Raw genomic sequence first — 12559 nt, 5'->3', positions numbered from 1 at the left:
GCTTAAAAACTCACCCGTGCTCCTGCGAACGCAGGAGCCTAGGGTTCCGAACACCGTAAGACGTTGGTTTGCTTGATCCTGGGCTCCTGCTTTCGCAGGAGCACTGCGCTGATTTCCCGACAATGGGGGGCTTTCATACAGGCCCAGACGAGCAGGAGCCCGTCCGTGCTCATCCGGGTTCGTTCTTCCTCAACGGGATAAAGCGTCGGTCTTGCCACGATCGCCGCAGCCGCTACCGCGCGGCGCATGATCTTCCGTCCGATCCTCGCCGGCGCGGTGCTGCGCGACCGGCTGCTCGCCGGCGTCGGGGCGACGTTCGGCATCGCGCTGACCGGCGTCCTTGCCGCCGTCCTCGCGGGAGAGGGGCCGTTGCCGCTGCTGGTGGCGCCGATCGGGGCGAGTGCCGTGCTCGTCTTCACCGTACCTGCAAGCCCGCTCGCGCAGCCCTGGCCGGTGATCGGCGGCAATCTGCTGTCGGCGCTATGGGGCCTGCTGGTCGCGCAATGCGTGGCCACGCCCGTCGCCGCGGCGGCCCTCGCGGTCGGCGGCGCGATCGTGGTGATGTCGCTGCTGCGCTGCCTGCATCCGCCGGGCGGGGCGGTCGCGCTCGGTGTCGTGCTCGCCGCCGGCCGTCTGCCCGACGGCTGGCTGTACCCCTGGCTGCCGGTCGGGCTGGATTCGGCGCTGCTCGTGCTCGCCGGCATGCTCTTTCATCGCCTGTCGCGTCATGCCTATCCGCATCGGCCCGCCGCGCCGGTGCCGACACCCTCGCCGTTCGCGGCGGCGGACATCGACGCCGCGCTCGCCGGGATGCACGAGAGCTTCGACATCGCGCGCGAAGACCTCGACGCGCTGCTCGACGCGGCGGCGCGCCACGCCGCGCTCAGGCGGGAACGGTCAGCCCGCTCATCACCTCGGCGGTGATCGCCAGACTGCGCTTGCGCGCGTCGTGATCGTAGATTGCGCTGGCAACCATCACCTCGTCCACCCCGGTCCGCTCGATGAACGCCGCGGTCTGCCGTGCCACCGTCGCGGGCGAGCCCACCGCGGAACATTGCAGCACATGGTCGAGGATCGACGCTCCCTGCGCGCCGAGCCCGGCACGATAGCCGGCGACCGGCGGCGGCAGCTGGCGCGGGTTGCCGGTGCGCAGCGCGACGAACGACTGCTGCTGCGAACTCGCGAGCAATTCGGCCTCCTCGTCGGTCTCGGCGGCGAAGACGTTGAAGCCCGCCATCGCATGCGGCTTGGCGAGCTGCGCCGAGGGGCGGAAGTCGCGGCGGTAGATCGCCAGCGCCGCATCGAGCGCATCCGGCGCGAAATGCGACGCGAAGGCATAGGGCAGGCCCAGCGCCGCGGCGAGCTGCGCGCCGAAGGTGCTCGATCCCAGGATCCACAGCGGCACGTTCGCGCCCGCGCCCGGCGTCGCGGCGATGCCGGTCCGGCCGTCGTCGGCGAAATAGCTCTGCAGCTCCATCACGTCCTGCGGGAAGGCGTTGGGATCGGTCTCCAGCGTCCGCCGCATCGCCCGCGCGACGCGCTGGTCCGATCCCGGCGCCCGGCCGAGCCCGAGGTCGATCCGGCCGGGGAACAGCGCGTCGAGCGTGCCGAACTGCTCGGCGATCACCAGCGGGGCGTGGTTGGGCAGCATGATGCCGCCGGCACCGACGCGGATGCGGCTGGTCGCGGCGGCGATATGGCCGATCACCACCGCGGTGGCGGCGCTGGCGATGCCGCGCATGCCGTGATGCTCGGCCACCCAATAGCGCTGGTAGCCCAGCGTCTCGGCGTGCCGCGCGAGGTCGGCGGCATTGGCCAGCGATTGCGCCACGGTGCCGCCTTCGACGACGGGCACCAGATCGAGCAGGGAGAAGCGTGTCATGCCGCAGCAGATGGGGACGCGCCCCCGTTGCTGCAATCAGAAGCCGATCGTGTAGCGCAGCGCTCCGCCGACGTCCGCGGGCAGGACGGCGTAATTGCCCGGGTCGCGCCGCCAGAACAGGTTGGTCTGAAGATCGCCACGGCCGAGCAGCACACGATAGCGCGCCTCGACGTCGATCTCGCGGCCCTGCGGTGCTAGGTTGAGCCGCTGCATCGTCCAGTCGGTGACGGTCAGCGTCGCATAATCGTAATTGGTCGGCAGGCGATAATCGATGCCGCCGCGCGCGACGCGCAGCGGCTGCGCGATCCGCAGGCCGAAGCTGTCGCGGCCGAACACGCCGTCCTTGCCGACATCCGCGGCGAAGGCGGCGGTGGTCAGCCGTCCGCTGCCGGCCATGCCGCCGCGCAGCGCCGCATCGGTCCAGCCGTGCCGCCACGATCCGCCCAGCGTCCAGCCCGCACCCATCGTCCAGCGGGCATCCATATCGACGAACCAGCTCCGTGCCCGCGCCGCGCCGAGCCCGCCGTCGAACCGGGCGCCGAGCAACGTGTCCGCCTCGCGCAGGTTGCTCAGCGACAGCGTCGTCGCCAGCCCGCCCCAGCGTTTGTCCGCCATCACCGTCACCCGGTCGTAGCCGGAGCGGCGATACGGGCTCAGCCCGGCGAGCAGCGCGTCGCGTCGCGCGGTGACGTCGCCGGTCTCGATCGTGGCGGTCAGGCCGACGCCGCCCACCTCCTGGCGCAGCGCGCCGGCGGAGCGGGCGATGCCGTCGAAGCCGAGGCCGGTCTGTCCCGCGACGAGGAAGACGGGCTGCGTCTGCCCGGCGATCTGCGCGCCGATCATGCCGCTGGCCTGTGAGAAGGCGAAGCCGAAGCGCGTCTTCTCGCCGAGCCGCTGCGTCACCGCGCCGGCGATCGCGCGCGCCGTCGTCGCCTGCGTGTCGGTCATCATGCTGCGCTGGAGCGCGATATCGCCGTTCGCCCGCGGCGCCAGCGTCAGCGAGACGGTCATATCGCCGGTCGCCATCGCGAGGTTGCGCTGGCGGTTCTGCAATACGCCGGCAAGCACCGGCTGCGGCCCGGCGCGGTCGATCGTACCGGCGAGATCGATCGCGAAGGCGCGGTTGTAGCTGTCGAGGATGACGGCGCCGAGCGATCCGACGGTCGCATCGCCCATCGGCGCCGACAGCGTCGCGTTGCTGGCGAGCGATACGCCGATGTGCGAACCGGCGACGCTGGTTGTGCCGACCGGCTGGAACGCCTTGGTCAGGTCGAGCACGCCATTGCCGTAGACGCTGTCGACGCCCGCCGCGCCGACGTCGCGCGCGGTGCGGAACAGCAGGTCGACGATCTGCGCGCCGCTGAGGTTCGGAAACGCCTGCGCGAGCAGCGCGATCGCGCCGGAGATCTGCGGCGCGGCGAAGGAGGTGCCCGACCAGAGATAGGCCGCGCCGCTCTGGTTGGGCGCGCGGACCTTCTCGCCGACGGCGGTCAGATAATGCGCAGCGCCCGTCCCGGCCTTGTCGCTGAACGAGGAGATGACGTCGTTGGTGCCGACCGAGCCGGCGACGATCACCAGATTGCGTGCCGCGGCACTGCTGGCGACCGAGGTGAAGGCGTCGGGATTGTCGCTGCCGTCGTTGCCCGCGGCGATGACGACGATGATGCCGCGTGCGGTGGCGCGGCCGATCGCGTCGATCAGCGATTGCGGCATCGTCGTGCCGCCGAGTGACAAATTGATGACGCGCGCGCCGGCGGCTCGTGCCGCGTCGACGCCCTTGGTGATCGCATCGGTGCCGAACTTGCAGCCGGTATCGCCCCCGGCGTCGCCGCTCGACGCGCAGGAGCCCGGACGGTCGGCGCGTAGCACGGTGAGCGTCGCATCGAAGGCGACGCCCTGCGATCCCGTGCCGTTGCGCCGGCCCGCCGCGGCGAAGGCGACCGCGGTCCCATGGCCGCCTTCGTCGGCGATCGACGCATTGCCGGCGACATCCTGCGATGCGCTCGACAGTCGTCCGCTGAATTCCTGGCTTTGCAGGTCGATGCCGCTGTCGATCACCGCAAGGTTGATGCCGGCCCCGGTCGCGCCCTTGTTGTAGGCGGCCAGCGCGTTCATCGACACCGCGCCGACCGCGGCACGATATTCGGGCGTGTCGTTGCTGGTCATCGCGGAGGCGGACGGCGGGGACGACGTGGGCGCCGGAGTCGGTGTTGGGGTCGGCGACGGCGTCGGGGCGGGCGCGGGAGTCGGCGTCGCGATCGGCGTCGGTGTCGGCGCCGGCGTCTGCGCGGTCGGCGGTGCCGGAACGCTGTTCACCCCGCCGCCACCGCCGCCACCGCAGGCAGCGAGAAACAGCGGCGCCGCCAGGGCGGCGCCGCCCGTCAACCAAGTCTTTGTCGTCATTACCTGCCCGCCCTGATTCGCTTTGTGTCTATAACGGACATAAGCGGCGAAAGTTAAACGAAAATGTTTGGCTTGCTTGTACCCGTTGCCGCCGCCGCCTAGACGCCGCGGCCATGCACCCCCGGCTCGCCCCGATCGACACGTGGATCTTCGATCTCGACAACACGCTGTATCCGGCGCGCGCCAACCTGTTCGCGCGGATAGATCACCGCATGACCGACTATGTCGCGCGGCTGCTCGATCTGCCGTGGGATGCGGCGCGGGTGGTGCAGAAGGACTATTTCCATCGCCACGGCACGACGCTGACCGGGCTGATGGCGGATCACGACGTCGATCCGCACGACTTCCTCGCCGAGGTCCACGATATCGAGATGGACGTGCTCGAACGGGATGCGCCGCTCGCCGCGGCGATCGCCAGCCTGCCGGGGCGCAAGCTCGTCTTCACCAACGGCGACAAACCCTATGCGCTGAAAGTGCTTGACCGGCTCGGCCTCGGCGAGGCGTTCGAGGCGATCCACGACATCCACGCGATGGACCTCGTCCCCAAGCCGCATCCCTCGGCCTATGCGAACCTGTGCGCGCGACTGGCGATCGAGCCGACCCGCGCGGTGTTCTTCGAGGACATGGCGCGCAACCTCGCGCCGGCCAAGGCGATCGGCATGACCACCGTCTGGATCGACAACGGCTCCGAACAGGGACCCGAGCAGGACCGCGATTTCATCGACTTCACCGTCCACGATCTCGCGTCGTGGCTGCAGCATATCATGGAGGCATCATGAGCCAGGACCTGTCCACCGTCATTGATTCCGCGTGGGAGGATCGCGCGTCGCTCGGCTTCGCCACCACCGGCGAGGTCCGGCTTGCGGTCGATCGCGCGCTGGCGCTGCTCGATGCGGGTGAGGCGCGCGTCGCCGAGCCCGACGGTGCCGGTGGCTGGCGCGTCAATCAGTGGCTCAAGAAGGCGGTACTGCTCAGCTTCCGCCTCAACGACAACACGCTGATCGACAACGGTCCGGGCGCCGGTCATTGGTTCGACAAGGTGCCGTCCAAGTTCAGCGGCTGGAGCGAGGCCGAATTCCGTGCCGCCGGCTTCCGCGCGGTGCCGGGCAGCGTCGTGCGCCGCGGCGCCTATGTCGCCCCCGGCGCGATCCTGATGCCGAGCTTCGTCAACATCGGCGCGCATGTCGGCGAGGGGACGATGGTCGACACCTGGGCGACCGTCGGCAGCTGCGCGCAGATCGGCAGGAACGTCCACCTCTCGGGCGGCGCCGGCATCGGCGGCGTGCTCGAGCCGTTGCAGGCCGACCCCGTCATCATCGGCGACGGCGCGTTCATCGGCGCCCGCTCCGAAGTGGCGGAAGGGGTCCGCGTCGGCGAGGGCGCGGTCCTGTCGATGGGCGTCTATCTCGGCGCCTCGACCAAGATCATCGACCGCGCCACCGGCGAAATCTTCAAAGGCGAAGTGCCGCCTTATGCGGTCGTCGTCCCCGGTACGATCGGCGGCAGCGACGGCAAGCCCGGCCTGTATTGCGCGGTGATCGTCAAGCGCGTCGACGCGCAGACCCGCAGCAAGACCAGCATCAACGACCTGCTGCGCGACTGAGGCGGAGCGATCGCCTCCATCCCCGGTCACCCCGGCACAAGGCCGGGGCGACTGAGCGGGGGGCACGCATCGGACGCCAACCCCTTGGAACGGAAGTCGAAGCCCGATCCATCGGCACCTATTTTCCTGTTGCGGTGCAACCGACGCGGCTACGGAACGTTATCGGTAGGCTTGGGGGTGGATTCGAACGCGAACGCTCTCGCAAAGGGGAACGGGAAACGCGTGCGAGTTCTGACCGGACGACAGTATTGGCTGGCCATCGCCTTGGTCGCTGCGGCGCCGACGGCGGCGCAATTCAACCAGCAGCAAGGCACCGCTCCTGAGCGCGGTCCCGATGCCCCGAAGACCGATCCGCAGACCGTCGGTTCCCCGACCGCCACGCCCGACGCCAATGCGCCGATCGTCCCCGACAGCGAATTCAACGCCAGCCTGCCGCCCCTGACCGGCGACATCAACGCCCCGCTCGAACCGATGCCCTCGCAGCAGGCCGGTACGCCGCCCGCGACCACGCCGCCCGCGAGCACGCCGGCGGTCTCCGCGACGACGCAACCGCTCGTCGCGGCAGACGGCACGTTGCCCCCCGCCGCCGCCGAGAACCCCGAACTCGCGCAGCCGCTCCAGCCGCTCAACACCTTCGATACCGCGCCGTTGCAGACCGCCGCCGACATCAAGGACAAGGACGCGCCCGAGATCCGGTACGATACGGAACTCAAGGGGCTCGAAAAGCTCGATCTCGCCGGTCAGTTCAACAGCCTGTCCGCCCTCAAAGAAGGCAAGGGCAAGGCCGCCAACGCGACGCAGGTCGCCGCCCGCGCCCGCGAGGACGAGGCGCTCGCGGTGCGGCTGATGAAGTCGCTCGGCTATTATGACGCGACCGCGATCTCGCTGATCGAGACGCCGGTCAGCACCGACCCGAACAAGCCCGGCCGTCTGAAGGCGACGGTCACCGGCACGCCCGGTCGCCTCTATCGCCTGTCGTCGGTCAAGGTCGACACGCAGCCGGTCGTCCCGGCGGACCTCGTCACCCGCAACCTGCCGTTGCGCGTCGGCGATCCGATCGAGGCGGCGCGCATCCAGGGCGCCGAGGCGAACGTCAGTCTCGTCCTGCCGCAACAGGGCTATCCCTTCGTCAAGGTCGGCGAGCGCGACATCCTGCTCGACGATCAGGCCGAACAGGCGACCGGTGCCTATACGCTGCCGGTCGATACCGGTCCGCGATCCAGTTTCGGCCAGCTCGTCACCACCGGCGATCCGGTGTTCGGCGTCGATCATCTCAACGTCTTTCCGCGCTTCAAGAGCGGCGACCTCTACGACAGCCGCAAGACCGACGATCTGCGCGACGCGCTGGTCGCCACCGGCCTGTTCCGCAGCGTAGCGGTCGAGCCGCAGCGCACTGGCCGCACCAATGCCGACGGCACCGAGGCGATCGACCTGCTCGTTCGCCAGACCGAAGGGCCGCCGCGCAGCCTTGCCGGCAGCGCCGGGTATTCGACCGGGCAGGGCTTCAAGGCAGAGGGCAGCTGGACGCACCGCAACCTGTTCCCGCCGGAGGGCGCGCTGATTGGCACTGTCGTCGCCGGTACGCAGGAACAGGGCCTGTCGGGCACCTTCCGCCGCTCCAACGCGGGCCAGCGCGACAAGACCTTCACCGCGATCGCCAGTGCGGTCCACCAGAGCTACGACGCATTCGATGCCTTCACCGGCACGCTGTCGGCGCGCTGGAGCCGCGTCTCGACGCCGATCTGGCAGAAGCGCTTCACTTATTATTACGGCGGCGAGCTCGTCGGCACGAACGAGAGCGTCTACGACTTCGCACGCGGCGACACCGTCCGCCGGACCTACGGCATCGTCGCTCTGCCCGGCCAGGTCGAATGGGACACGTCGGACAGCCTGCTCAACCCGACGCGCGGCTATCGCCTGCGCCTCAACCTCAGCCCGGAAGGGTCGGTCAACGGCGGGGTGCGGCCGTACGTGCGCACGATGATCGAAGGCACGGTCTATTATCCGATCTCGTCCAGCCTCGTGATCGCCGGCCGCGCCAAGGCCGGCTCGATCCAGGGTATCGATCGCGACGATCTGGCGCCGTCGCGCCGCTATTATGGCGGCGGCGGCGGTTCGGTGCGCGGTTACGGCTATCAGCGGCTCGGGCCGCTCGATCCGCAGGGCAATCCGGTCGGCGGACGCAGCCTCAACGAATTCGCACTGGAAGCGCGCTATCGCTTCGGCAATTTCGGCATCGTGCCGTTCCTCGATGCCGGCAACAGCTATGAATCGAGCCTGCCCAAAGGCTCGGATCTGAAGTTCGGCGCCGGTATCGGCGGCCGCTTCTACACCAATTTCGGACCGATGCGGATCGACGTGGCGACGCCGCTCAATCCGCGGCCGGGCGACGGCAAGGTCGCGCTTTACATCTCGATCGGGCAGGCATTCTGATGGCGCAGCCCGATTACGAAACGACCGACGCTCCGGCCGTGACCAAGCGTCCGCTGTGGCAGAGCATCCTGAAATGGCTGCTGATCGCCGTGCTCGGCCTCGTCGTGCTCGTCGGCGTGGTGGTGCTCGGCATCAACACCGATCCGGGCCGCCGCTTCGTCGCCAACCGGATCGGCGGCTATACCACCGCCTCGGGCCTCAACATTAAGGTCGGGCGGATCGACGGTTCGCTCTATGGCCAGATGGTGCTGTCCGACGTCCGCGTCGCCGACCCCAAGGGCGTCTTCCTGACCAGCCCCAAGCTCAGCGTCGACTGGCGGCCGTTTGCCTTCGCCAGCAACCATGTCGACGTGCGCAGTCTCTCGACGGACCTCGTCACGCTCGCGCGCAAGCCCGAGCTCAAGCAGACGCCGAGCGACCCCAACGCGCCGCTGCTCCCCGATCTCGACATCGACGTCAACCGGCTGCACGTCGGCCGGCTGGTGATCGCCAAGCCGGTGACCGGTCAGACGCATATCGTCCGCCTCGACGGCGCGGTGCATATCGCCGACCGCCGCGCGCAGCTCGTCACCGACGCCGCCGCGCTCAAGGGGGCAGGGGTCGCCGGCGGCGACACGCTGCATCTCAAGCTCGATGCCGTTCCCGATCAGAACAAGCTCGACGTCAATCTGAAGCTCGACGCGCCGGTGGGCGGCGTCGTCGCGACGATGGGCTCGCTCAAGGCGCCGCTCACCGCGACGGTCGATGGCCGTGGCAGCTGGAAGACGTGGCAGGGCCGTGCGCTCGCCACGCTCGGCGGCGGGAAACTCGCCGATATCAACGTCAACGCGCGCGACGGCCATATCGAACTGCGCGGCTTCGCGACCCCCGGTCTCTACATGCAGGGCCCGGTCGAGCGGCTGACCGCCCCGCGGCTCGATCTGGCGATCGACACCACGCTCAACGACCGCAAGGCCGATACCCGCCTGCGGCTGAAGTCGGCCGCGCTGGCGGTCGACGCCGGCGGCCTGATCGACCTCGCCAACAGCAGGTTCGGCAATTTCGCCGTCGACGCGCGACTGCTGACGCCGGGCGCGATCGCCCCCAATGTCCGCGGCCGCGACGTGATGGCGCGCGTCGTGCTCGACGGCGCCTTCGCGACGCCGACGGTGAACTACAAGATCAACGCCGCCGCTCTGGGCTTCGGCACGACCACGGTCGAGAACGTTTATGCCGAGGGGCTGGCGCGGGTGAACAGCGACCGCATCCTCGTGCCGGTCAACGCCCGCGCGCGCCGCGTCATCGGGCTCAATGCCGCGGTCGGCGGGTTGACGAACAACGTCCGCATCCAGGGCGATTTCGCCATCTCGATGCCTAATATCCTGTCCGACAATCTGCGCATCCGCTCGGACAATATCGACGCTACCGCGATCGTCGTCGCCAATACCGCGACCGGCCGCTACACCGGCGCGCTCAAGGGCCGCGTCAACAATTACCGGCTCGAGAGCATCGGCATCCTCGATCTGTCGACCGATGCCAAGCTCGTCCCCGGCGCGCGCGGCGGCTTCGGCATCACCGGCCGCGTCGTCGCGCAGACCAAGCAGCTGTTCAACAGCGGCGTGCGCGACTTCCTCGGCGGCAATGCCGTGGTGCGCAGCGACATCGGCTACAGCCCCGAAGGTATCGTCACCTTCGCCAATCTGCGGATGAACGCACCGCAATTCCGCATCACCCGCGGCGAGGGCCGGTTCGATCCGGCAAGCGGCGCGGTGGCGGTGTCCGCCGATGCCTATTCGACGCAATATGGTCCGCTCACCGCGCGCGTCACCGGCAGTGCGGATGCGCCCGTCGTCGTCCTGCGTGCGTCGAAGCCGGGTGTCGGCGTCGGTCTCGTCAATCTCAACGCCCGCGTCGTCGGTCGTGGGGGTGCCTATGCGGTCACCGCGAGTGGCGGCACCAATTACGGGCCGTTCACCGCCGACGTGCTGGTCCGGCCGAGCCCGCGCCTTACCGTCGACGTCAATCGCCTCGTCTTCGCCGGCATCGTCGGCAGCGGCCGTGTCGCCGCCACCCCGGCTGGTCCGTTCGCCGGCGCGCTGCAGTTCGCCGGCCGCGGCATCACCGGCAACGTGCGTCTCGCCGATCAGGGCGGCAACCAGCGTGCCGACGTCGCCGCGCGCGCCTATAACGCCACCATCCCCGGCTATGCCGACTTCACCATCGGCCGCGCGATCGTCAACGCCAGCGTCGTGATGACGCCCAAGGCACCGCAGGTGGTCGCCGACGTTCAGGTCGCCGACACGCGCTACAATGCCTTCGTCATCCAGGCGATGCGCGCCAAGGTGAACTATGTCGGCGGTCGGGGCACCGCGCAGGCGCTGCTCACCGGCTCCAGCGGCGTGCCGCTGCGTGTCGCGCTCAACGCCCGCCTGTCGCCCGACGATTATCTGATCGCTGCGCAGGGGCAGGCGAACAACATCCCGTTCCACACCGTCAATCCGGCGCACGTCACCAAGGCGGGCGGCAGCTATCGCCTCGCCGCGACGCGGATCGACTTCGGCCAGGGCGCGACCGCCGGCTCGACGCGCATCGCCGGGTCGTTCGGCGGCGGCGTCACCGCGGCACAGGCACGACTCGACCGGCTCAACCTGTCGATGCTGTCGGCGTTCGTACCCAATCTCGGCCTGTCGGGCGCGGTCACCGGCAGCCTCGACTACCGCCAGCAGGGCGCGTCGATCCCGCAGGCGGACGCCCGCGTCACCATCGCCGGGTTCCAGCGCACCGGCCTCGCCGCGGTGTCCGAGCCCGTCGACGTCCAGTTCGTCGGCCGGCTCGTACCCGACGGCGGCGAGGCGCGCGCGCTGGTCAAGCGCGGCCCCACCACCGTCGGCCGCTTGCTCGCGACGCTGCGGCCGCTGCCGCCGGGCGCGGGCTCGTGGATGACGCGGCTGATGCAGGCGCCGCTGTCCGGCGGCATCCGCTACAACGGCCCGTCGGGGGTGCTGTTCAGCCTCGCCGCGCTGCCCAACCAGCAGCTCAGCGGGCCGATCGCGGTCGCCGCCGACTTCTCCGGCCGGGTCGCCGCGCCGCAGCTCAACGGTCTGATCCGCGCCGACAATCTGACCTACGACAACGAGACCTATGGGACCCGCCTGTCGCAGATGAAGATCGCCGCCCGCTTCACCAACGATCGCCTCGAACTGACCAGCATGTCGGCGCGAGCCGGCAACGGCACCGTCCAGGCACAGGGCAGCGTCGGCCTCGCCGCGGCGAGCGGCTTCCCGATCGACCTGCGTGCCAAGCTCGACAATGCGCAGCTCGCCAAGAGCGATGCCCTGTCGGCGACCACCTCGGGCGACATCCGCTTCACTTACGGACGTGACGGTGGCCTGTTGCAGGGCAACCTCAACATCCCCGAGGCGCGCTACGAGATCATCCGTCAGGGCTCTGCCGAGGTTCCCGAACTCACCGGCATCCGCCGCAAGAGCCAGATCGTGACGCCGCGGCCGACCGACCGGCCCAAGCCGGCGCCGGTCAGCCTGATCAAGCTCGACCTCACCGTCCGCGCCGCCAACCAGCTGTTCGTGTCGGGCATGGGCCTCGAATCCGAGTGGGAGATGAACCTGAAGGTCGGCGGGACCTCGGTGGCGCCGGTCATCACCGGCGGGCTGGATCTGGTGCGCGGCACCTATTCCTTCGCCGGCAAGCGCTTCGACGTCACGCGCGGCACGATCCGCTTCCGTGGCGGCCAGCTCACCGATCCGGACATCAACATCCAGGCGTCGACGACGGTCAACGGCATCACCGCGGTGATCGCGATCACCGGCACCGGCCAGCGCCCGCAGATCGCCTTCACCTCGACCCCGGCGCTGCCGCAGGACGAAGTGCTCAGCCGCCTGCTGTTCGGCACCAACCCCGAGAACCTCTCGGCGACCGAGGCACTGCAATTGGCCAGCGCGCTCAACTCGCTGCGCGGCTCGGGTGGCGGCGGGCTCAACCCGCTCGGCAAGCTGCGTTCGGCGACCGGGTTCGACCGGCTGCGCGTGCTCGGTGCCGACGAGGCGAGCGGTCGCGGTACCAGCCTGGCGGCGGGCAAATACCTGACCGACAACATCTACGTCGAGATCGTCACCGACGCGCGCGGCTATACCGCGACGCAGCTCGAGATCGCGCTCACCAAGGCGTTGAGCCTGCTCACCTCGACCGGCTCGGCCGGCGGATCGGACGCTCGCCTCAAATATTCGAAGGATTATTGAGGG

General features: G+C 69.5%; 7 protein-coding genes. 5 read left to right on the top strand and 2 right to left on the bottom strand.

Annotated elements, in window-relative coordinates; genetic code table 11:
- The first annotated feature begins 246 nt into the window (after window positions 1–246).
- A complete protein-coding gene (locus tag AC07UH_RS14775; RefSeq protein WP_495180851.1) occupies window positions 247–924 on the top strand; it encodes an HPP family protein in 678 nt (225 codons plus the stop codon).
- Here AC07UH_RS14775 and AC07UH_RS14770 read toward each other — a convergent pair.
- Window positions 884–1882: an LLM class flavin-dependent oxidoreductase gene (locus AC07UH_RS14770; protein ID WP_137897680.1), complete on the bottom strand. Its 999-nt coding sequence runs from the start codon at window positions 1880–1882 to the stop codon at window positions 884–886. The genes AC07UH_RS14775 and AC07UH_RS14770 overlap by 41 nt on opposite strands.
- Before the next feature lie 36 nt (window positions 1883–1918).
- On the bottom strand, window positions 1919–4285 hold the full coding sequence (locus AC07UH_RS14765; RefSeq protein WP_495189878.1) for a S8 family peptidase: 2367 nt from the start codon (window positions 4283–4285) through the stop codon (window positions 1919–1921).
- Between the two features lie 113 nt (window positions 4286–4398).
- Between AC07UH_RS14765 and AC07UH_RS14760 the strand changes: the two genes are divergently transcribed.
- The 4 genes from AC07UH_RS14760 to AC07UH_RS14745 all read left to right on the top strand — a co-directional run bounded on the left by AC07UH_RS14760 (window position 4399) and on the right by AC07UH_RS14745 (window position 12556).
- Window positions 4399–5064, top strand: a complete 666-nt coding sequence (locus tag AC07UH_RS14760) for a pyrimidine 5'-nucleotidase (RefSeq protein WP_495180848.1) — start codon at window positions 4399–4401, stop codon at window positions 5062–5064.
- Window positions 5061–5888, top strand: coding sequence for a 2,3,4,5-tetrahydropyridine-2,6-dicarboxylate N-succinyltransferase (gene dapD / locus AC07UH_RS14755; RefSeq protein ID WP_495180847.1), 828 nt, complete (start codon window positions 5061–5063; stop codon window positions 5886–5888). Before AC07UH_RS14760 ends, dapD begins: the two co-directional genes overlap by 4 nt.
- Before the next feature lie 231 nt (window positions 5889–6119).
- Entirely contained in the window at window positions 6120–8321 is a 2202-nt protein-coding gene (locus AC07UH_RS14750; protein ID WP_495180936.1) for an autotransporter assembly complex protein TamA, read from the top strand.
- Window positions 8321–12556, top strand: a complete 4236-nt coding sequence (locus AC07UH_RS14745) for a translocation/assembly module TamB domain-containing protein (protein WP_495180846.1) — start codon at window positions 8321–8323, stop codon at window positions 12554–12556. The genes AC07UH_RS14750 and AC07UH_RS14745 overlap by 1 nt, the downstream gene beginning before the upstream one ends.
- Window positions 12557–12559 lie beyond the last annotated feature (3 nt).

The organism is Sphingomonas sp. GW821-FHT04B01 (genome assembly GCF_059420425.1).
The sequence above is the reverse complement of the archived record's forward strand: the minus strand, read 5'-3'. Positions and strand labels throughout refer to the sequence as shown.